The sequence below is a fragment of the Geobacillus sp. BK01 genome, assembly GCF_052220245.1.
GTDB lineage: Bacteria > Bacillota > Bacilli > Bacillales > Anoxybacillaceae > Geobacillus.
Genome location: NZ_JBQPTH010000003.1, coordinates 81,835 through 102,764 on the forward strand (window position 1 = coordinate 81,835; position 20,930 = coordinate 102,764).

Sequence of the window (20,930 nt, forward strand, 5' to 3'; positions counted from 1 at the left end):
TGATACCCCTCACTTCCAGACGTGTTTGTCCATCAGTATAGGCAGAGGGGCAGAATTTTATTCCATTTCGCCCTCTTTTCCCCACTATGAACCACGGTCTGGAAATGACAAACTCCCCCACATGAACAGCAGACCGAGCGGCAATAAATAACATTCTGCTCTCGTCGCAATATAAACCATATACTCGCTGAAGCCGCGTTCCGGGGTAATAATGTTTAAATAGGCGATTACCATCATACCTCCGACGACCGAAAAACCGAAGCCGACCAAATAAAAAAACAGGCGGACCATCGGGCTTCCCTTCCTTCTTGTCCACTTCCTTGCTCTACATATATGTCGGCTTTGTGGACAACATGACAATTCGTTTGCCGCCCAATGAATCCCCCTGCTTATTCAATGGCGTCAAAACCGGCTAAGGCAGCGATTTGTTTCGCTTCCATCGCCATCAGTTTGGTCAACGAATGCCCGCTCTCAAGGCAGCGGCGGACGATGGCATAGCCGACCGCATAGCCGACCATATTCGGATACCAACCAAGCCCATACAAAAGCCGGGTGCTAAGCGGATGTGAGGCGTCCATATCTTGGTTTGGGGCGATATAGCGGCGCCAAAAACGCCTCAGTTCCCGATCCGTATAGTACCCCGTCCAGTCCGCGCACTGTCCGGCGCCGACCGTCTCAGCCACCGCATGTTCCGCCAGCCCTTCCATAATCACCGCATCCAACAGTGTCGCCTCTTTGCCGTCAATCGGCAGCATTTGCAGACGGCACACGTGATTGTATTCGTGTGCCACGAGCGCAGCAATCTCACCGTCGCGATGTTCGGGCAGCAAAAAGAAAAACAGCTTATCGGCAAACGCCACCCCGCCTTTTCCGTGAAACTCGCGCGCAAGCTTCCGGTTTTCATCATCGGCCGGCAGCAAAAATACCGGAACGTCCGGCCCGTTCCACCTCTCCCGCTGCCGGTCATACTGGCGGCCGGCCCGCTCCCAAAGACGCTGCGCCTTCATATCCGGCAGCATCCGGACAGCTTGCCGGGCGCTCCGGTACATGCCATACCGACACAAGTATTTATGAATGTCGTGCGCTGACGCATCGCCAAAAAATGGGACAAACCGTGCGCATAGCCGAAGCGGGTCGCCCCGATCTTGTTCGAGCCACTGGTCAGTTGGGAATAATCCCATTTCCTCCCCTCCTTCCCTCTTACATTATGTCAGCAAAGGAGAGACGGTGAACAACGAGCGGCTCGCCGCAAAGCGCCATTCAAAAGAGGGTCTCGCTTTGAACGAACCGGCGATCGTTAGTGATGCCTAACGGTTTCCGTTTCGTTCAACCAAGACCCTCATTTTCGTCCGTCACATATATTTTTTGAAGATTAATGTTGCATTATGGCCGCCAAAACCAAACGAATTGCTCAACACCGCGCGTACGTCCCGCTTGCGCGCTTCATTCGGCACATAGTCCAAGTCGCATTCCGGATCCGGCGTTTCGTAGTTGATCGTCGGCGGAATGACACCATCGCGAATCGCCAACGCCGAGAAAATGGCTTCCACCGCACCGGTCGCGCCAAGCAGGTGGCCGGTCATTGACTTCGTCGAGCTGATGGCAAGCTTATACGCATGATCGCCGAACACTTCCTTAATGGCAATCGTCTCGTACTTATCATTGTACTCCGTGCTTGTGCCGTGGGCGTTAATGTAGTCAATGTCCTCCGGTTGTAAGCCGGCGTCTTGCAGCGCCTGGCGCATCGCCCGCACGCCTCCTTCGCCGCCTGGCGCCGGTGCTGTAATATGGTAAGCATCCGCAGTGGCACCGTAGCCGACAATTTCGGCATAAATCGTCGCCCCCCGGCGCAGCGCATGTTCCAACTCTTCAAGAACGACGATGCCTGCCCCTTCCCCCATGACAAACCCGTCGCGGTTTTTATCAAACGGACGGCTCGCCGTTTTCGGATCTGGATTCGTCGAGAGCGCCGTGTTCGCACAAAAGCCGGCAAACGACATTTTGGTGATCGGCGCTTCAGCTCCACCGGTGATCATGACATCGGCATCGCCGCGCTGAATGACCTTAAACGCGTCGCCGATCGAATTGGCCCCGGTCGCGCAAGCGGTGACCGTGCATGAATTGATTCCTTTCGCCCCAAGGATAATCGATACTTGCCCGGCCGCCATATCCGGAATCATCATCGGCACGAAAAACGGGCTCACTCGGCGGTAGCCGCGCTGTTGGAAAATTTCAAACTGCTGTTCAAACGTCTCCATCCCGCCGATGCCAGAGCCGATCCAGACGCCGACCCGCTCGGCGTTTTGTTCGTTGATTTCCAGCTTGGCATCTTTCACCGCCATGAGCGCCGCCGCTACGGCGTATTGCGTAAACCGGTCCATCTTTCTCGCTTCACGACGGTCCATAAACGACGCCGGGTCGAAATCTTTGACTTCCGCCGCCACTTTCGCTGGAAAATCATCCGGATTGACACGAGTGACAGTATCGATACCGGATTGGCCTGCAATGATGTTTTTCCACGTCGTTTCGACGTCATTGCCGAGCGGGGTGACGGCCCCCATCCCGGTCACGACAACTCGTCTTCTTTCCATCGTTTCCGTCTCTCCTTTATCCAAAATGTACAAGCCGTTAGCGGCCCCAGCGCAAAGCAATCGCGCCCCATGTCAGTCCGCCGCCGAATCCGACCATGATGATGACGTCATCGTCTTTAATTTTGCCCGCTTCGATTTCCTCGGCGAGCGAAATCGGAATGGACGCTGCTGACGTATTGCCGTATCGGGCAATCGTTTTTGACATTTTCTCTTCCGGCAGTTCCAGCCGCTGTCTGGCCGCCTCCATAATACGAATGTTCGCCTGGTGAGGAATCAAAAAGTCAACATCATTTTTCGACAGACCGGCTTTTTCAAGCACACGCAAGCTTGATTCCCCCATTTGCCGGACAGCGAACTTAAATACTTCCCGGCCGTTCATGATGATATATTCGTCTTGATATAAATGTTTTCCTCCCGTTCCATCAGCACCTAATTCAAAGGATAAAATGCCGCGCCCCGGCGACACCGGCCCCATGACGACCGCTCCGGCGCCATCGCCAAACAGCACCGCTGTATTTCGGTCGGTCCAGTCAATAATTTTTGATAGTTTTTCTGCGCCCACTACCAATATATACTTATATGCGCCGTTGTCAATGAACTGGCTCGCTGTCACGACCCCATACATAAACCCGGCGCAGGCAGCGCTAATGTCCAACGCTGCGGCATTGACAGCGCCGAGCCGCTCCTGCAACATGCAGGCGACAGACGGAAACGGGCGATCCGGAGTAACGGTAGCAACCAAAATCAAATCAATGTCTTTCGCGGAAATGCCGGCATCAGCGAGCGCCCTCTCAGCAGCAACATACGCCATGTCAGACGTATCGACATCATCCGGAGCGATGCGTCGCTCCTCAATCCCGGTGCGCGTCCGAATCCATTCGTCTGATGTGTCCATCACTTTTTCTAAGTCAGCGTTTGTCACCACTTTTTCCGGCGCATAGTAACCAACGCCAATGATTCCTGCTCCCATACCATTCATCTCCTTTTTCCTCTCAAAATAACCGAAAAACCTCGCAAATACAGCATAATTCCAATGTACAATCAGTCCACATAACCAATTATTATTACTTGGTACTAATTTTAACGAAAAGTGCTCGTATGCGCAATAGAAAAGCGGAGATCCCCGTGAAGCAAAATGAAGGAAATTCGTTGCCTTCTCCGTACTTAAAGGCATTTGTCCAAACCGTTTTTCCTTTCCGCTCATACAATGCAACTAAAAGATGGTACGAAAGGGAGGACATCGCATGGCGAACAACCGACGACCAGAACAGCGCCGCGAGCAGCGTGACCGCTTCTCCCGCCTCATGTTCGGCCCCTTTCCTCCACGGCAGGCCGACCGGCAGGAAGAGCGAGAGGAAACGGAGCCGCTCCCGCTGCCAAACATTGATTTTATGAAACTGTTTGAAAATGTCGGTGTACTGACAGACTCCTTGCAACAGTTAAAACCGCTTGTCAAAAAAATCTCTTCACTCGTCGATCTCATGAAAAAATAGCAGACGCAACACCGCGATGCGTCTGCCTTCGTTGTTTACGGGAGTTCGTTGTACTGGCGGAAAAATTGTCCGATTTGCACCGCCAGCTGTCGTCGTCTTTCCGGTAAATGGTATACGACGCGCACCCGGTCATTCATTGTTTTCATCCATTGCTCGTATTTGCGGCTGTGCAGTGCGGATGGATACCCACTCACGCCGGCGAGCTGCCAAATCGTCACCGGAACATCATGAGGGCTGAGAAAAAGGGACGGAACAGCCCCCGGCACCTCCTCTTCCTTCATTTCGTAGGCAAGCGCGATTTCTTTCACCATCCGTCGATACATTAACGGGTGTTCCCGTTCATGACTGAGCTGGGCGCGTACATCAAGGCAAGGGTTGAGCATGGCGACGGCACGGATTTGCCCCGGCATGGCGCCAAGCAGCTGTAAAGCGACGAGTGCGCCCATTCCTTCAGCAACAATATAAATGCGCTGGTTGACAATTTCGCTTTTCAGTACGGAGTAGATAAGCTGGCGCGCCAGCCGGACTGCCCTTGGACTTCCCCAATGCCGGCCGTACAAGTGGGAGGAAAATACCGTATACCCTTGTTCAAGCCAATCGTCCAGCCACTGGCGCCGCCCCGGATGCTCGAGCCAAAAACTCGTTTGTTCGTTCACAAACTGGTCACCGTCGCCGATTAAAAAAAGGGCAAACCCGTTCGGGCGCTCCGGCACGTGAACGATGCACCATTGCCCATCAAGTTGGAAAAACCGTCGTTGTCCTGCCATCGTTTCCATTCACCCTTGTTTGGCGATACAGAATTGTACAGTATACGATATGCCGGGCAGAAAAAAACGTCCGGGTATATGCCTAAATGAACAAATTGTGATAAGATAAGAAAAGGAATGATGCGAAGATAGGGGGAAACAAGATGCGCCTGTTTTGGACGTTTTTCTGGACGTTTTTGCTCGTGCAAATGGCGACGTACGTCATGGGCTCGATGCAAGGCATCGGCTACGATTTTGCGACCGGCGCCTTGCTTGGCGTCATCGTCACCATTTTGATCGTCGTTGTCGCGGCTTTGATTCCGGACGAGCCGGCCGGGCATCATCACCATTAATCAGTACAAGCAACGCCTTGGAGGAAACCTCCAAGGCGTTGCTTTTTGCAGCTGTCTATACGGTTTCACCGTCCGCCTCGGCCGGCGCTTCCCGTTCTTTTTCCAGCCATACAATAAGGCCGGGCAGCAGCATCCCGCGAATCAAAAACGTATCAAGCAAAATGCCAATGGCGACAAGAAAACCAAACACAAACAACAGTTGTACAGGCTGGGTCATCAGCACGGCGAACGTCGCCGCCAAAATGAGGCCAGCCGAAGAAATGACGCCGCCGGTATGAGCCACCGCCTGTTTCACCGCTTCATGAAGCGAATGCGTTCTCCACTCCTCTTGGAAACGGGAGATGAGCATAATATTGTAGTCAATGCCGAGCGCCACTAAAAATACAAACGCATAAATCGGCACACGGTCGCTGACAGCGCCGATGCCAAACAGCCAATCGGCCAGCCAAATTCCAACCCCGAGCGCGGCCGCAAACGAAACGAGAATCGTCGCCATCATATACATGGACCGCTTCACCGATCGTGTCAGCCCAATGAGCAGCAAAAGAATCAAGAGCGTTTCCAATGAAACAATCACGATCATATCGCGTTTGTTCAACGCCCGTTCATCCACTTTCGCCGCTGTTTCCCCGACAAAATAAAGGCGACCGTCAAGCCCGCTTTGTTTGACGATCGTTTCCTTCCGGTCAATGATCTGTTCCATCGCATCGATCGTTTTGACATCGTACGGGCTTTCGCGAAACGTAAGCGTAAAAGTGGCAACGCGGCCCTCATCGGCCGTACCGGTCGGGCGCACTTCGCTGACGAGCGGCTGTTTTTCGAGCTGATTTTGCAGCTGTTCCAGCTGTTGCGGCGTCACCTTAGCCTTTCCTTCAAACAAAACGGTAGTCGGCGCCAGCTCTCCTTTGGCAAAATGCTGTTCCAACAATTCATATCCTTGGCGCGACGGCATATCGTCTGGAAACGATTTGATCAGATCATACTCATACCGAAGAGCGGTCGTATGGCCCGCCATCACGACAAGAAGCAAGCCGATCAAGGCGACCGTCAGGAGCGGCTTTTCGACAACAAAGCGGCCGATTTTCTGCCAAAATCCGCTTGTCCCTTTTTCATCACTCTCGCCGGCGCGCGGGATGTTCGGCCAAAACGCTTTGCGGCCAAACAGCGTAAACAACGCCGGGAGCAATGTGACCGAAGCGATCATAATAACGGCCATCGCCAACGCAAACGTCGGAGCGAAATTCCGGTAATCGCCGATTTTCGCAAAAAACAAGACAAGCATAGCCGCCAGCACCGTGCCTCCAGAGAAAAACACCGGCAGCCCCGTCTCACGCATCGCCCATTTCATCGCTTGCCATTTGTTCTCGTGCCGCTTCAACTCTTCACGATAACGGGAAAAGATGAACAACGAATAATCAGTGATCGCGGCAAACAGCAAAATCGACATAATCGAAACCGTCTGTTTCGATATGACCAGCCCGGCTTTGCCCAGCACCCCAAGCAGCTGCATAACCACTCCGTAAACCAACCCGGCCGCCACAAGCGGGATCAACGCCAACAGCGGCGAACGGTAAATGACGATCAATAGCACGAGAATCAACCCGACTGTCGACAACATAAGCACCATATCAGCGCGGGAAAACAACGCCAGCGTATCAGCCGCAATACCGGCCGGTCCTGTGATATAGATCGCCACATCGCTTTCCTTTTTGACCCATTTGCGAATCTCGTCGTTCACCGTTTGGATGTCCTTAGATTCCATCGTTGCCCGGTAGACAGCCGGAACAACGATTGTTTTCCCATCTTCCGAAACGAAACCGGCCATCGCTTGCGGCGGAAGCGAAGCAACCGGAACAACTTGTTCCAATGCATCACGATGCGTTTGTTCAATATGACCGACCAAACGTTGCAATTCATCTTTGGCAATCGGGCGGTCATCTGAATGAAAGACAAAAATAGCCGGAACACCGTCGCTCGTTAAAGCATACTGATCCGCCTTTTTCGCCGCCACCATCGATTGCGCCTCGTCTGGAAGCGTTTCTATGCTTGACACTTCATACTCTTTGGCGCTCGGCGCTACAGCCCCCAGTATAGCAACGGCCGCAAGCCAAATGATCAACGTCCACCCCGTTCCTTTTTTCGTTGCCACCCGGTCGGTCAACACATGCAGCCATCGATTCATCACGATCCCCCATTTTTCCTGAATTGCCGAAAGTGACACTTATGTAACTTTCAGCACATTCTTATCATAATGGGGAAGTGACACTACTGTCAATTTCCATTCATCACCCCATACATGATGATCTCCTTAATGCTTTCCGCCCATTGGTCAAGCGAAATGCCAGGAAAATGAGGGACCGTCACCGATTGAAAAATATACGCAAGAACGATCCGGTTGGGAAGGTGCGGTTTCATTTTGCCTTCTTGTTTCCCCCGCTCCACCAGTTGGTCAAGCTCTTCGTACATCCGCTCATGAAACTGCTCAAGGCGCGCCTTATTCGCCCGCACAACCGGAGTCGTATCCGGGACGCGCCTTCCGATCGCGATCATCTGATGAAGATCGTCATGGTACAAAATCAAGTCAAGCAAAAAGCGAAACTGTTCGTCAAACGTCGGATAGTCATGAATATGAACAAGTTTGGCAAACACTTGCTCCATTTCGTCCACCATATACGCCGTAATAACCTCTTCTTTGTTCTCAAAATGTTTATAAATGGCCGTTCTTGACACACCAAGCCGTTCCGCTAACAGCCCAAAGGTAAACCCTTCATAGCCGTGTTCAAGGAGAAGTTGTTTTGTCTGTTGAAACAATTCGTTCAATGAAAATTTCCGTTCGCGCGCCACTTGATCGCCTCCCCCTTTTTCACCTTGTACCAGTACAGACATTTTCGCACTCATTATACATCTGCTTTGAGAAAAAAGAAAAAGGCGCCTGCGAAAGGCAAGGCGCTTTTGACCAAGACGACGGACCGCACACGGATGAGGCAGCCTAAGCTGTGGCCCCTTTTTGCCAACGATATCGATCGTGCGTCATGACCGGACAAAAACAAGCCGTTTTGTTCTCGCTCATGCGCCGACACACAATCCGAAGCGCTTCCTCCGTTTCCTTGTCACAGCATCCTTTACGGCTGTGGACGGATGACAAGCCGGCCGTTTTCGGCATCGACAATGACGGTGCTGTACTCTTTCACCCGCCCGGCGATCAGCTCTTTGGCGAGCGGCGTTTCGACTTGCTTTTGCATAAACCGCTTGAGCGGTCGGGCGCCGTAGACCGGATCGAAGCCCGCTTCGGCGATGTATCGCTTCGCCGCCTCCGTCAGCACAAGTTCAATATGGCGATCTGTCAGACGGTGCGACAGCTCGCGGGCAAACTTTTCGACGATGCCCTTTACTTCGTTCACCGACAGCGGCTTAAACAAGATGACGTCATCAATCCGATTTAAAAACTCAGGGCGAAAATGGGCGCGCAATTGGTCAAACACTTGATTGCGCGTCTGTTCATCGATGTCGCCGTTTTTGTGTTCCAATAACAGCGGCGAGCCGATGTTTGACGTCATGATGACAACCGTGTTTTTAAAATCGACCGTCCGCCCGTGTGAGTCGGTGAGCCGGCCGTCATCCAGCAACTGAAGCAAAATGTTGAACACATCCGGGTGCGCTTTTTCCATTTCATCGAACAATAAGACAGAGTACGGCTTACGCCGCACCGCTTCGGTCAGCTGGCCGCCTTCCTCATAGCCAACATAGCCGGGCGGCGCCCCGATCAAACGGGAAACAGCATGTTTTTCCATGTACTCGGACATATCGAGACGAATGAGCTGCTCCTCGCTATCAAACAGCGCCTCGGCAAGCGCTCTGGCCAGCTCGGTTTTGCCGACACCGGTCGGCCCGAGGAACAAAAACGAGCCGATTGGACGGTTCGGGTCTTTCATGCCGGCCCGCGCCCGCAAGACGGCGTCAGCGACAAGTTCCACCGCTTCGTCTTGGCCGATGACCCGCTCATGGAGCAGCTCGTGAAGGCGAAGCAGCTTTTCCCGCTCCCCTTCAACAAGGCGGGTGAGCGGAATGCCTGTCCAGCGCGACACGATTTCGGCAATCTCCTCTTCCGTCACTTCCTCGCGCAGCAGTTTCCCTTCGCGTTGCTCACTGATTTCTTTCTCAAGCTGCTTGAGTTGCTTTTCCAACTGCGGAATGCGGCCATGGCGGAGCTCGGCCGCCCTGTTTAAATCGTAGTCGTTTTCCGCTTTCTCGAGCTCACGCTTCGCCCGCTCAAGTTCCTCGCGCACGCGGCGGACGCGGTCAAGCGCCTCTTTTTCTTGTTGCCATTGCGCTTTCATGGCGTTCGCTTTTTCACGCAAATGAGCGAGTTCTTTTTGCAGCGCTGCCAGCCGCTCGCGGCTCGCTTCATCCGTTTCTTTGCTTAAAGCCGCCTCTTCAATTTCCAGCTGCATGACGCGGCGCATCACTTCATCGAGCTCCGACGGCATCGATTCCATTTCCGTGCGGATCGTGGCGCACGCTTCATCGACCAAATCAATCGCTTTGTCAGGCAAAAAGCGGTCCGAGATGTAGCGGTCGGACAACACCGCGGCGGCGACGAGCGCCCGGTCGTGAATTTTCACCCCGTGGTGCACTTCGTACCGTTCTTTCAACCCGCGCAAAATGGAAATCGTATCTTCGACGCTCGGCTCTTGGACGAGCACTTGTTGGAATCGGCGCTCAAGCGCCGGGTCTTTTTCGATGTATTGCCGATACTCATCAAGCGTCGTCGCCCCGATGCAGCGCAGCTCGCCGCGGGCGAGCATCGGCTTTAACATATTGCCGGCGTCGATCGCCCCTTCGGCCCGGCCGGCGCCGACGATCGTATGCAGTTCATCGATAAACAAAATGATGCGGCCGTCGCTTTTTTTTATTTCGTTTAGCACCGCTTTCAGGCGCTCTTCAAATTCGCCGCGAAACTTGGCTCCGGCAACGAGCGCGCTCATATCAAGGGCAAAAATCGTTTTGTCTTTCAGCCCCTCGGGAACATCTTTGCGCACGATGCGCTGGGCGAGCCCTTCGACGATCGCCGTTTTCCCGACGCCCGGTTCGCCGATCAGCACCGGGTTGTTTTTCGTCTTCCGCGACAAAATGCGGATGACGCGGCGAATTTCACTGTCGCGGCCGATGACGGGATCAAGTTTGCCGGCTTTTACTTCCGCTACAAGATCACGCCCATATTTCGTTAACGCTTCATACGTCGCTTCTGGATGCGGACTTGTCACGCGCTGATTCCCCCTTACGTTTCTCACTGCCACTAATAGAGCTTCCTTCGTCAAACCAAACGCCGCCAACTGGCCGGCGATTGATTCCGCGCCTTGAGGCAGCGCGAGCAGCACATGTTCAACCGATATGTACTCATCTTTCATCCGTTTCGCCTCTGCCTCCGCTTCGTCAAGCAGCCGCGCCAAGGCAGGGGCAATATACAGCTGCCCTTGTGCCGCCCCGTGCACTTCCGGCTTTTGGCGAAGCCGGTCTTGCAGCCAGCCGATCGCCTGAGCGCGGTCGGCGCCGCAAAGGGCAAACAGCCGCGGCGCCAAGCCATCTTCTTGCTCGAGAAGTGCCACGAGGAGATGCTCAATATCAAGCTGTTGATGATGCCGCTCTTTCGCCAGCGACTGCGCCGTCATGAGCGCCTCTTGCAGTCTTTCCGTCAAACGGCTTGCATCCATGCCGTCCCCTCCATTTGACCTTTTTTGACCATAAATAATTATAGCGGATGGCAACGCACAAGGGCAAATCAAAAGCCACTCCAAATGAGATGGAATGGCTTTTGCATCGCAATTTACGGTTTGCGTAAATACGTCCAATGCCGGTTATGGTTGGACGTTTCCGGGAACGTATCGCCGGCTTTCATCTTCAACTTTTTCGGATGCTTCACGTTGTCTCCCGTTTCGCCGATTTCAATGTACACACCGTTGTTCGGCGCTTTATCGCCTGGCTTAAAATGGCGCGGTTGGCCCATTTCATTCATCCCCCTTGCTTTGATTGCATTTGTTATCATACCCGGTTTCATCGCCGTTCATAAGAAGGGAAATGATGGCAGGCCGCAGGGACACCAAGCCGTTCACAACGACAAAAAGCTCCCCCTTGAAATCCCTCCTAAAACGAAAAAGGAACTCCCGAAGCGGGAATTCCTTTTTTGTTATAAAACGGACACCAAAATCGCTTTTTGCGCATGAAGCCGGTTGCCGGCTTGTTCGAACACGACCGAGTTCGGACCGTCCATGATGCCGGCCGTCACTTCCTCGCCACGATGGGCCGGCAGGCAGTGCAAAAAGAGATAATCCGGTTTCGCCGCTTGGACGAGCTGTTCGTTCACTTGATACGGCTGAAACACGTTCAGCCGCTCGGCGCTTTCGCTCTCTTGCCCCATGCTCGTCCAGACGTCTGTATAGATCGCATCCGCTCCGGCCACCGCCTCGACCGGATCGTGCGTCACCACAACGGCTGCTCCGGTGTTCTCGCCGATCCGGCGCGCCGCCTCAACGTACGCTGCCTTCGGCTCATAGCCCGGCGGACAGGCGATGGCCACATCCATGCCGACTTTGGCGGCCGCAACAAGCAGAGCGTTGGCGACGTTGTTCCCGTCGCCGACATAAGCAAGCTTCACGCCTTGGAACGTTTTTTTTGCTTCATAAATCGTCAGCAAATCCGCCAGCGCTTGGCACGGATGATCATCATCCGTCAGGCCGTTAATCACAGGAACGGACGCATATTCAGCCAGTTCCTCAACTTTTTGGTGCGCGAACGTCCGAATCATGATGACATCGACGTATTGTGACAAGACGCGGGCCGTATCGGCGATCGTTTCGCCGCGGCCGAGCTGCAAGTCGTTGCCATTTAAGTAAAGAGCCTGGCCGCCGAGTTGAATCATGCCGACTTCAAACGAGACGCGCGTGCGCGTCGACGGCTTTTCAAAAATCATCGCCATCGTTTTGCCGACAAGCGGCGTATAGGATACACCGGCCTTTTGTTTCGCCTTTAAATCGGCCGCAAGCGCTAATAAGTCGAAAATTTCATCCGTTGAGAAATCGAGCAACGTTAAAAAGTCTCTTCCTTTTAATGACATGACTGCATTCATGCGATCACCGCCTGTTCTGCCTGTTTTTTCTTCGCCAGCCAATCGTGGATCGGCTGCACATCGAGATGGTCGACATCGAGCGCCTGCAAGAAAAGTTTCACCGTTTCGCGTTCTGTGAAGACGAGCAACTGTCGGGACAACGCAGCCATTCGTTTTGAGGCCTCGCCTTCTTCCTTGCGCAAATCGATGACCGCCAGCGCTGCGCTTCGCTTCACCCACTCGGCCAACGGCACCTTTGACACGATGGCAAGCTGTTTCGCTTCGATTTCCGCGGCTAGCTCCTCATCGATGTCGCCGATCACATAGATTTCCTTGGCGTTTGCTTTCTTTTGCAAGTATGCATAAAACGCTTTGTACGCCGCTTCTTCTTTCGTCGCGGCGATGCTGATGCCTTCGCCGGTCGATTTCATTTCCGGCCCGACCGTCGGATCCACTCCCGGCAGCTTGTATGTCGAGAAAACCGGGTATTTCAATACCGCATACGGCATGACCGCCAACCCGCGCTCTTTGTCGTCCACGATGTCGACAAGCGATTTCCCAAGCAATAATTTTGTCGCAATTTGCGCCAGCGGCACGCCGGTCGTTTTGCTGACGATCGGCACCGTCCGGCTTGCGCGCGGATTCACTTCAAGCACGTACACATTGCCGCCGGCAATGACGTATTGAATGTTCATAATTCCTTTAAAGCCAAGCTTTTTGGCGATCCGGCCTGCGTAGTCGACGATTTTCGCTTTTTCTTCGTCTGTGAGCGTCTGCGCTGGCAGCCATGCGTAGCTGTCCCCAGAATGGACGCCGGCTTTTTCGACGTGTTCAATGACGACCGGCAGCACGATGTCGGTTCCATCTGTCACAATGTCCGCTTCCGCCTCTTTCCCATCCAAGTACGCGTCAATTAAAATCGGGTACGTTAGCTCACCTTGCTCCACCAATGCCGCCAGCTGGGCTTCATCGCGGACGATGAACATGCCGCGCCCGCCGATGACGTACGATGGACGGAGCAGTACCGGGTAGCCGATCTCAGCTGCCTTGGCGGCCAACTCGTCAGCGTTGTTCGCCATCAACCCTTGCACATGCGGAATGTCAAGATCCTCCAATAACTGGTAAAAACGGTCACGGTCTTCGAGCTGGTCAATCATATCGTACGTGACACCCAACAGTGGAACACCGGCTTCCTCAAGCCCTTTGACCAAATTGATGGCCGTCTGGCCGCCAAATTGGACGATGACATGTTTGATTTGCTCCGCCTCGATGACATCGAGGACGCTCTCAAGCGTCAGCGGTTCAAAGTAAAGGCGGTCGGCGACGGCAAAGTCGGTGCTGACGGTTTCCGGATTGTTGTTGATCATCACTGTTTCATAGCCTTCTTGCTGCAGCGCAAACACGCTATGGACCGAACTGTAGTCAAACTCAATGCCTTGGCCGATGCGAATCGGACCGGCGCCGATGATCAGCACTTTCTCTTTGCCGCTCGCTTCCTTCCGCTCGTCTTCGCCGAAATAGGACGAGTAGTAGTAGTCTGTCTCTGAATGAAATTCAGCCGCACACGTGTCGACCATTTTGTATGACGGCATGATGCCGAGCTCTTTCCGTTTTTTGCGCACGTCAAGTTCTGACACGCCCCACGTTTCAGCCAAAAAGGCGTCGCTGAACCCTTTTTCTTTTAGGTAACGGAACGTTGGCTCCTCAATCGTGTCCAGCGTCGCAGCCGCCGCCTGTTTTTCAAGGGCGACAAGCCGCTCGAACGAGCAAAGGAAAAAGCGGTCGATTTTCGTCCATTCATGGATCGCCTCCACCGTCACACCGCGGCGGAGCAGTTCCAAAATCGCGAAAAAGCGGCGGTCGTCTTTGTCGGCAAGCAGCTGTTTCAGTTCATCATTCGTTTTGGCTGCAAGTTCCGGCCAAAACAGTCCGTTGTTTTTCCCTTCAAGCGACTGCACCGCTTTTTGGAACGCCCGCTCCATGTTGCGGTCGATCGCCATCACTTCCCCGGTCGCCTTCATTTGCGTGCCGAGCTTCCGATCGGCATGCGGAAACTTGTCAAACGGAAGGCGCGGAAATTTGACGACAACATAGTCCAACGCCGGTTCAAAGCTGGCGTACGTCGTTTTCGTCACCGGGTTGATCAGTTCCGCGAGCGTGTAGCCGACCGCGAGCTTCGCGGCAATGCGGGCGATCGGGTAGCCGGTCGCTTTGGACGCGAGCGCCGATGAGCGGCTGACGCGCGGGTTGACTTCGATCAAGTAATAGTGTTTGCTGTTTGGATCCAAAGCAAACTGAATGTTGCACCCGCCGATGATCCCTAATGCGGAAATGATGTTCACCGCCGATGAGCGGAGCATTTGGTATTCTTCATCCGTCAATGTCTGCGACGGTGCGACGACGATCGAGTCGCCCGTATGAATGCCGACCGGGTCAACGTTTTCCATATTGCACACCGTGATGCACGTATTCGACTGATCGCGCATCACTTCATATTCAATTTCCTTAAATCCGGCGACGCTCCGCTCGATTAAACATTGGTGGATCGGGCTCTCGCTCAATCCCTTTTCTACGAGTGCGACAAACTGCTCCATGTTTTCGGCGATGCCGCCGCCCGTCCCGCCGAGCGTATACGCAGGACGAATAATGATCGGAAAACCGATTCGTTTGGCGAACGCGACCGCTTCGTCAACGCTTGTGACAATTTCGCTTTCCGGCACCGGTTCGCCAAGCTCATGCATTAACGCGCGGAACGCTTCGCGGTCTTCTCCGCGCTTAATGGCTTCAATCGGTGTTCCGAGCAGTTTCACCCCGTACTTTTCCAACACGCCGGCCTCATGAAGCTGAAACGCCAAGTTAAGACCGGTCTGGCCGCCGAACGTCGCCAGCAGCCCATCCGGGCGCTCTTTGGCGATGACCGCTTCGACCGCTTCGACGGTGAGCGGCTCAAAATACACAGCATCGGCGTGGACGTCATCGGTCATGATCGTCGCCGGATTGTTGTTCACTAAAATGACGCGATATCCTTCTTCTTTCAAGGCGATGCACGCCTGCGTTCCCGAGTAGTCAAACTCAGCCGCCTGACCGATGACGATCGGCCCTGATCCGATCAGGAGAATCGATTGAAGCGATGGATCTTTAGGCATAGACGTTCTCTCCCTTTGCGACGGTTTGCAAAAATTCATCAAAAATATAACCGGTATCTTGCGGCCCCGGATGCGCCTCCGGGTGATATTGCACAGATAAAATCGGTTTATGGCGATGGACGATGCCCTCGACCGAGCCGTCATTGACGTTGATAAAGCGAATGTCAAACGGTTTGCCCGCCAAACTGCCCTCTTTGACGACGTAACTATGGTTTTGCGATGTCATCACCACTTTTTGTTTCACCGCGTCCCACACCGGCTGGTTGGCGCCGCGGTGCCCGAAGCGGAGCTTTTCCGTATCCGCCCCGTACGCCAAGGCGACGAGCTGATGGCCAAGGCAGATGGCGAGCGTCGGATATCGGTCGATGAGCTGACGAATAGTGGGAAGCTGATGACCCAACTGTTTCGGATCGCCCGGGCCGTTCGAGAGGACAAGGCCGTCCGGTTTCAGCGCCTCGATCGTTTCCGGCGCTGTATCGTATGGCACGACCGTCACCCGACAACCGCGCGATAAGAGCGACTGCAAAATCGATTTTTTGCAGCCGAAATCGATAAGCACAAAATGCGGGCCGCCATGGCCGTACGTCTCAATCGTTTTCGTTGATACGTCGCGCACCGGAAACGCCGCTTCCCTAGCGGCTGCCGCCGGAACCGGCGACGCGCTCAATTCCGCCATCATCGTCCCTGCGGTGCGGATTTCTTTCACGAGGGCGCGCGTATCGACGTGGGTTAGAAGCGGAATGTTCCAATGCCGCAAATATTCCGCCAGACTGTATTTCGCCCCGTAGTGGAAGCCTTCACGGCTCGCTTCGTAGACAACGACGGCTTCTACATGCGGCCGCTTGCTTTCAAAGTCGTCTTCATTGATGCCATAATTGCCGATCAATGGATACGTAAAGACGATGACTTGGTTTTTATACGACGGGTCGGTCAGCACTTCTTGGTACCCGGTCATCCCCGTGAAAAAAACAACCTCCCCGACCACTGTTTGTTCAAGCGGAGCGGCGAGTTCGCCGCTGAACGTTTTTCCGCTCGCCACATGCAAGTACGCTTTCACTGACGCCACCCCACTGTTTTGATTTTTTATAACCGATATAGAATTTTTATGCATTAACAAGAATAAAAATGAAGCCGTCAACCGCCCGATCACAAGACGGCTGAGGCATTAGCGTGTTTCAACACGGCCGCTAACACGTCGACTGCTTGATCGATTTCCGCTTTTGTCACGACAAGCGGCGGCAGCAGGCGAATCACCTTCGGCCCCGCCGAGAGGACGAGCAAGCCGTTTTCGTGAATCACAGGCAAGAGCGGGGCAACGTCTGTTTGGCACTCGATCCCGACAAGCAACCCGAGCCCGCGCACATCCGTAACGATGTCAAACGCAGTAAGCGCTGTGGTTAACCGTTCAAGCAAATAGCGTCCCTTTTCTTGCACCTCTTGCAAAAACGCCGGGTCAAACACGACGTCCAACGTCGCTTTCGCCGCCGCCATCGCGACCGGATTGCCGCCAAACGTCGACCCGTGCACCCCAGGGCCGAACGAATCTTTTAAAAACGCTTTGCCGATCATTGCGCCAACCGGAATGCCGCTGCCAAGCCCCTTGGCAGCTGTCATGATGTCCGGCTCGATGCCGAAATGCTGATAAGCAAACGGCTTTCCGGTCCGGCCGATGCCGGTTTGCACTTCATCGATGATCAAGAGCGCACCGTGTTTTTGGCACAGCTCCGCTGCCGTCTGCAAAAACGCCCGGTCAATCGGGCGGACACCGCCTTCCCCTTGGACGACTTCAAGCATGACTGCCGCCACGTCCTCGCCCATCGCCTGCTTAAGCGCCGCCACATCGTTAAACGGCAAATGGACGAATTCTGAAAGAAGCGGACCGAAGCCGCTATGCACTTTCTCTTGCCCGGTCGCCGCCATCGTCGCAAACGTGCGGCCATGAAACGACTGGCGGAATGTGATGACTTTATGTCTCCCAGTATGTTTGCGCGCCAGCTTCAGCGCCGCTTCATTCGCCTCCGCCCCGCTGTTGCAGAAAAAGACATAATCACCGGCGCTATGGGCGACAAGCTGTGCGGCCACTTCCTCTTGAATCGGAATCGTAAATAAGTTTGAGACATGCCAATATTGATTCAGTTGCGTTTCAACCGCCTTTTGCACGTGCGGATGACGATGCCCGAGATTGCAGACAGCAATGCCGGAGACAAAATCAAGATATTGTTTTCCGTTCACATCGGTCACAACCGCCCCTTCCGCCGCTTGAACGGCGATGTTCCAACGGTTGTAGGTCGGAAACAGCGCGCTCATAAATAGACCCCCACTTCTTTGCGAATCGTTGTCCCTTGCCATGTTCCGTTCTGGTAAAACGGCGTTTTGCCGCTGACGATCATCACCTTCGGCAACGCGTCAGATAAGGCGGAGAGCGCCGCCTTCACTTTCGGAATCATCCCGCCGGTGATGACGCCATCCTCAATCAACTGCTCGACCGTTTCGGCTGTCGCTTCCTTAACGAGCGCGCCGTCTTGCAAAATGCCGGGCACGTTCGTCACAAACGCGAGCTCACCGGCGCCGATCGCGGCCGCAACCGCCCCGGCGGCCGTATCGGCATTAATGTTGTACGTTTGCCCGTTTTGGTCGGCGCCAAGCGGAGAAATCACCGGAATGTAGCCGGCCGCAAGCAGCGTGCGCAACAGCTGGGAACGAACGGTTTTCACACGGCCGACATAGCCAAGTTTGGCCAAATCAATTGGTTCGGCTTCCAGCAGCCCGCCGTCCACACCGGAAATGCCGACCGCCGGCAGCCCGTGCTGCGTGAGCATCGTGACAAGCTGTTTGTTCACTTTGCCGGAGAGCACCATTTCCACAACGGCGAGCACGTCTTTTGTCGTTTTGCGCAAACCGTTGACAAACTCGCTCGATACGCGAAGCGTTTTGAGCATCTGTCCGATTTCCGGCCCGCCGCCGTGGACGATAACGACATCCATCCCTTGTTCCCGCATCGCGTTCACGCTGGCAAAAAAGGCGGGGGACAGCTCTTCTAACACGCTGCCGCCGCATTTGATGACGACCGTTTTTCCCATTTCTCTCTCCCCTTACGTCCGGTAACTGGCGTTAATTTTCACATAATCGTATGTCAAATCGCAGCCCCACGCAACGCCGACACCATCGCCCATGTGCAAGTCGACCTCAATGACGACGGTCTCTTGCTGCAAATACGCCGCCGCTTCTTCTTCCGAGAACGGCTGCGGCTCGCTTCCTTTCAGCATCACAATCGGCCCGATCGCGACGTCGACATTGTCCGGGTTGACGTCTGCATCCGCATAGCCGATCGCGCCGATGATCCGCCCCCAGTTGGCATCCGCGCCGTAGACCGCGGTTTTCACCAAGTTCGAACCGACGATTTGCTTCGCCACTTTTTTCGCCTCATCGTCCGTTTTCGCGCCGCGCACGCGCACTTCAATGAGCTTCGTCGCTCCTTCGCCGTCTTTGGCGATTTGTTTCGCCAAGTCTTCGCACGTTTTCCGCAGCGCTTCGTAAAAGCATTCCCAATCCGGATGATCCGGCGTCAATTCGCCGTTTCCGGCAAGCCCGCTCGCCATCACAACGACCATATCGTTCGTCGACGTATCGCCGTCAACGGTAATTTGATTGAATGACACATCCGTAATCGAACGGAGCGCCTCCTGAAGCACCGGTGAAGAAATGTTGGCATCGGTCGTGATGAAGGCAAGCATCGTCGCCATGTTCGGATGGATCATCCCCGACCCTTTCGCCGCCCCGCCGACAGTGATCGTTTTGCCGTCGACCGTCGTTTCGTAACAAGCGTGTTTCATCACCGTATCGGTCGTTAAAATCGCTGTTTGAAACGCCTCTGCATCCGCCGCTGTCGCCCCTGGGACGAGCTGTTTGATGCCGGCGCGGATTTTCTCCATCGGCAAGCATTCGCCAATGACGCCGGTGGAAGCTACCGCCACATAATGAGGCGCCAACCCAAACTGCTTCGCGCACAGCTCGCGCATTTCATAGGCGTCTTTAAGCCCTTGCGCACCGGTGCAGGCGTTCGCACACGCGCTGTTGACGATGACGGCTTGCAGTTTTTGCTCGGCGGCAAGGCTCTCTTGCGTCACTTTCAGCGGCGCCGCCTGAAAACGGCTTTGCGTATACACTGCCGCCGCCGAAGCCGGCACATCGCAGACAATAACTCCTAAATCTTTTTTCGAATAGCGCAGCCCGGCATTCACTCCGGCCGCTTGAAATCCTTTCGGCGTGACCACTGTTCCGTCGGCGACCGCCGTCACTTGCCCCGTTTGTTTTGTGATCGTCATCGTTTTTCCCCTTCCCTCACGGATACATCGGCAAGGAGTGGAGGCCCTCAGCCTCATCCCAGCCCATCATCAAATTGAAGTTTTGCACCGCCTGCCCGGCAGCGCCTTTCATCAAGTTGTCGATCACCGACACGACCGTCACCCGTCCCGTCCGCTCATCGTAGGCGAGGCCGATGTCGCAATAGTTCGAGCCATACACTTCCTTCGTCGCCGGAAACTGCCCCGGCTTGCGGATGCGAACAAACGGCGAATCTTTATAACTTGTTTTATATAAATCGACCAAGTCGCCAAGCGAAAGCGGCTGTTTCGCCTTCGCATAGATCGTCGCCATAATGCCTCGCGTCATCGGGATCAAATGAGTGCTGAACGTGATCGGCGCCACCGCTTCATTCCACGTCTGCAGCATTTGCTCAATTTCCGGAATGTGTTGGTGGGCGTTCACTTTATAAATTTTCACATTTTCGTTCACTTCGGAAAAATGCGTCCCGAGCCCGGCTTTCCGTCCCGCCCCCGATACGCCCGATTTGGCGTCCACGATGATCGAGTCTTCTTCAATGAGCCTTTCTTTAACAAGCGGGGCGAGACCAAGCAGCGTCGCCGTCGGATAGCAGCCCGGGTTGGACAAAAGCACGGCCCCGCGGATCGCCTCCCGGTTCCACTCCGTCAGCCCATATACGGCTTTTGCCAAATATTCCGCAGACGCGGCCGGCCGCCCGTACCATTGTTCGTACACCGCCCCGTCTTGCAAACGGAAATCGCCCGATAAATCAACCACCTTCACTCCCCGGTCGACAAGCGCCGGCGCCCACTCCCCCGACACTCCAGGCGGCGTGGCGAAAAAAACCGCATCATAACGGGAAAGCGCCTCGATGTCAAGTTTATGCAACACCGCACCACCGATATCACCGACGTGCGGGAAACTTTCCGATAAATGCATTCCGTCCTGAGACGATGAGAACACATCGCAGCGGCTCACATGCGGATGCCCGTGCAACAAGCGGACCAGCTCTGCGCCGCTGTACCCCGTCGCTCCAATAATGGCTACGTCCATAACCGTTCCCCCTCATCCGTATGCCTCATGTAGTTTTCATTATAATACTGTATAAAAATAAAATCAAATGTATATTTAATAATTTTGCGGAATTTTTCTCCTCTCTCTACAAAACAGCGAACG

Annotated in this window: 18 protein-coding genes; 2 read left to right on the forward strand and 16 right to left on the reverse strand. The window is 54.3% G+C overall.

The window, feature by feature from the left end; all coding sequences use genetic code 11:
• Positions 1-84: 84 nt before the first annotated feature.
• The 4 genes from ACTVDO_RS04575 to ACTVDO_RS04590 all read right to left on the reverse strand — a co-directional run bounded on the left by ACTVDO_RS04575 (position 85) and on the right by ACTVDO_RS04590 (position 3,561).
• On the reverse strand, positions 85-291 hold the full coding sequence (locus ACTVDO_RS04575; protein ID WP_020958942.1) for a hypothetical protein: 207 nt from the start codon (positions 289-291) through the stop codon (positions 85-87).
• Positions 292-389: 98 nt separating this feature from the next.
• Positions 390-1,181 carry a DUF2268 domain-containing protein gene (locus ACTVDO_RS04580; protein WP_020958941.1) on the reverse strand — a complete coding sequence of 264 codons (792 nt, stop codon included), beginning with the start codon at positions 1,179-1,181 and terminating at the stop codon, positions 390-392.
• Positions 1,182-1,352: 171 nt separating this feature from the next.
• Complete coding sequence (gene fabF / locus ACTVDO_RS04585) at positions 1,353-2,591, reverse strand: beta-ketoacyl-ACP synthase II (RefSeq protein WP_442901132.1); 1,239 nt, start codon at positions 2,589-2,591, stop codon at positions 1,353-1,355.
• 37 nt (positions 2,592-2,628) lie between these two features.
• The gene (locus tag ACTVDO_RS04590) at positions 2,629-3,561 is read right to left on the reverse strand and encodes a beta-ketoacyl-ACP synthase III (RefSeq protein WP_020958939.1); all 933 of its coding nucleotides are present in this window, start codon (positions 3,559-3,561) and stop codon (positions 2,629-2,631) included.
• Between the two features lie 274 nt (positions 3,562-3,835).
• Between ACTVDO_RS04590 and ACTVDO_RS04595 the strand changes: the two genes are divergently transcribed.
• Complete coding sequence (locus ACTVDO_RS04595; protein ID WP_020958938.1) at positions 3,836-4,084, forward strand: hypothetical protein; 249 nt, start codon at positions 3,836-3,838, stop codon at positions 4,082-4,084.
• Between the two features lie 35 nt (positions 4,085-4,119).
• Here ACTVDO_RS04595 and ACTVDO_RS04600 read toward each other — a convergent pair whose 3' ends face one another.
• Positions 4,120-4,860 carry a hypothetical protein gene (locus tag ACTVDO_RS04600; protein WP_442901133.1) on the reverse strand — a complete coding sequence of 247 codons (741 nt, stop codon included), beginning with the start codon at positions 4,858-4,860 and terminating at the stop codon, positions 4,120-4,122.
• A gap of 134 nt (positions 4,861-4,994) precedes the next feature.
• Here ACTVDO_RS04600 and ACTVDO_RS04605 point away from each other — a divergent pair, with 134 nt between their 5' ends.
• Positions 4,995-5,183, forward strand: coding sequence for a YjzD family protein (locus ACTVDO_RS04605; RefSeq protein ID WP_020958936.1), 189 nt, complete (start codon positions 4,995-4,997; stop codon positions 5,181-5,183).
• Between the two features lie 55 nt (positions 5,184-5,238).
• Here the strand turns inward: ACTVDO_RS04605 and ACTVDO_RS04610 are convergent, their stop codons facing one another.
• The 11 genes from ACTVDO_RS04610 to argC form a co-directional block, all read right to left on the reverse strand.
• Positions 5,239-7,365, reverse strand: a complete 2,127-nt coding sequence (locus ACTVDO_RS04610) for an MMPL family transporter (RefSeq protein ID WP_442901134.1) — start codon at positions 7,363-7,365, stop codon at positions 5,239-5,241.
• A gap of 89 nt (positions 7,366-7,454) precedes the next feature.
• On the reverse strand, positions 7,455-8,069 hold the full coding sequence (locus tag ACTVDO_RS04615; RefSeq protein WP_442901135.1) for a TetR/AcrR family transcriptional regulator: 615 nt from the start codon (positions 8,067-8,069) through the stop codon (positions 7,455-7,457).
• 236 nt (positions 8,070-8,305) lie between these two features.
• Positions 8,306-10,894: an ATP-dependent chaperone ClpB gene (gene clpB / locus ACTVDO_RS04620; protein ID WP_442901136.1), complete on the reverse strand. Its 2,589-nt coding sequence runs from the start codon at positions 10,892-10,894 to the stop codon at positions 8,306-8,308.
• Between the two features lie 113 nt (positions 10,895-11,007).
• On the reverse strand, positions 11,008-11,187 hold the full coding sequence (locus tag ACTVDO_RS04625) for a YjzC family protein (protein ID WP_020958932.1): 180 nt from the start codon (positions 11,185-11,187) through the stop codon (positions 11,008-11,010).
• 180 nt (positions 11,188-11,367) lie between these two features.
• Positions 11,368-12,306 (reverse strand): ornithine carbamoyltransferase, encoded by a 939-nt coding sequence (argF, locus tag ACTVDO_RS04630; protein WP_020958930.1) that lies wholly within the window; start codon positions 12,304-12,306, stop codon positions 11,368-11,370.
• The gene (locus ACTVDO_RS04635) at positions 12,303-15,431 is read right to left on the reverse strand and encodes a carbamoyl phosphate synthase large subunit (RefSeq protein WP_442901137.1); all 3,129 of its coding nucleotides are present in this window, start codon (positions 15,429-15,431) and stop codon (positions 12,303-12,305) included. Before ACTVDO_RS04635 ends, argF begins: the two co-directional genes overlap by 4 nt.
• Positions 15,424-16,488, reverse strand: coding sequence for a carbamoyl phosphate synthase small subunit (locus ACTVDO_RS04640; protein ID WP_020958928.1), 1,065 nt, complete (start codon positions 16,486-16,488; stop codon positions 15,424-15,426). The genes ACTVDO_RS04635 and ACTVDO_RS04640 overlap by 8 nt, the downstream gene beginning before the upstream one ends.
• A gap of 89 nt (positions 16,489-16,577) precedes the next feature.
• Positions 16,578-17,738, reverse strand: coding sequence for an acetylornithine transaminase (locus ACTVDO_RS04645; protein ID WP_020958927.1), 1,161 nt, complete (start codon positions 17,736-17,738; stop codon positions 16,578-16,580).
• Entirely contained in the window at positions 17,735-18,511 is a 777-nt protein-coding gene (gene argB / locus ACTVDO_RS04650) for an acetylglutamate kinase (RefSeq protein ID WP_020958926.1), read from the reverse strand. The genes ACTVDO_RS04645 and argB overlap by 4 nt, the downstream gene beginning before the upstream one ends.
• Before the next feature lie 12 nt (positions 18,512-18,523).
• A complete protein-coding gene (gene argJ, locus ACTVDO_RS04655; protein ID WP_020958925.1) occupies positions 18,524-19,756 on the reverse strand; it encodes a bifunctional ornithine acetyltransferase/N-acetylglutamate synthase in 1,233 nt (410 codons plus the stop codon).
• Between the two features lie 16 nt (positions 19,757-19,772).
• Complete coding sequence (argC, locus tag ACTVDO_RS04660) at positions 19,773-20,807, reverse strand: N-acetyl-gamma-glutamyl-phosphate reductase (RefSeq protein ID WP_020958924.1); 1,035 nt, start codon at positions 20,805-20,807, stop codon at positions 19,773-19,775.
• Positions 20,808-20,930 lie beyond the last annotated feature (123 nt).

Excerpts from the sequence above, each read along its gene's own strand:
- ACTVDO_RS04635 (WP_442901137.1), bottom strand. The coding sequence starts at position 15,431 with ATGCCTAAAGATCCATCGCTTCAATCGATTCTCCTGATCGGATCAGGG.
- ACTVDO_RS04595 (WP_020958938.1), top strand. The coding sequence starts at position 3,836 with ATGGCGAACAACCGACGACCAGAACAGCGCCGCGAGCAGCGTGACCGC.
- ACTVDO_RS04625 (WP_020958932.1), bottom strand. The coding sequence starts at position 11,187 with ATGGGCCAACCGCGCCATTTTAAGCCAGGCGATAAAGCGCCGAACAAC.
- argB (WP_020958926.1), bottom strand. The coding sequence starts at position 18,511 with ATGGGAAAAACGGTCGTCATCAAATGCGGCGGCAGCGTGTTAGAAGAG.
- ACTVDO_RS04575 (WP_020958942.1), bottom strand. The coding sequence starts at position 291 with ATGGTCCGCCTGTTTTTTTATTTGGTCGGCTTCGGTTTTTCGGTCGTC.
- clpB (WP_442901136.1), bottom strand. The coding sequence starts at position 10,894 with ATGGATGCAAGCCGTTTGACGGAAAGACTGCAAGAGGCGCTCATGACG.
- ACTVDO_RS04610 (WP_442901134.1), bottom strand. The coding sequence starts at position 7,365 with ATGAATCGATGGCTGCATGTGTTGACCGACCGGGTGGCAACGAAAAAA.
- ACTVDO_RS04605 (WP_020958936.1), top strand. The coding sequence starts at position 4,995 with ATGCGCCTGTTTTGGACGTTTTTCTGGACGTTTTTGCTCGTGCAAATG.
- ACTVDO_RS04590 (WP_020958939.1), bottom strand. The coding sequence starts at position 3,561 with ATGGGAGCAGGAATCATTGGCGTTGGTTACTATGCGCCGGAAAAAGTG.
- ACTVDO_RS04615 (WP_442901135.1), bottom strand. The coding sequence starts at position 8,069 with ATGTCTGTACTGGTACAAGGTGAAAAAGGGGGAGGCGATCAAGTGGCG.
- argF (WP_020958930.1), bottom strand. The coding sequence starts at position 12,306 with ATGAATGCAGTCATGTCATTAAAAGGAAGAGACTTTTTAACGTTGCTC.
- ACTVDO_RS04580 (WP_020958941.1), bottom strand. The coding sequence starts at position 1,181 with ATGGGATTATTCCCAACTGACCAGTGGCTCGAACAAGATCGGGGCGAC.
- ACTVDO_RS04645 (WP_020958927.1), bottom strand. The coding sequence starts at position 17,738 with ATGAGCGCGCTGTTTCCGACCTACAACCGTTGGAACATCGCCGTTCAA.
- argC (WP_020958924.1), bottom strand. The coding sequence starts at position 20,807 with ATGGACGTAGCCATTATTGGAGCGACGGGGTACAGCGGCGCAGAGCTG.
- fabF (WP_442901132.1), bottom strand. The coding sequence starts at position 2,591 with ATGGAAAGAAGACGAGTTGTCGTGACCGGGATGGGGGCCGTCACCCCG.
- argJ (WP_020958925.1), bottom strand. The coding sequence starts at position 19,756 with ATGACGATCACAAAACAAACGGGGCAAGTGACGGCGGTCGCCGACGGA.
- ACTVDO_RS04600 (WP_442901133.1), bottom strand. The coding sequence starts at position 4,860 with ATGGAAACGATGGCAGGACAACGACGGTTTTTCCAACTTGATGGGCAA.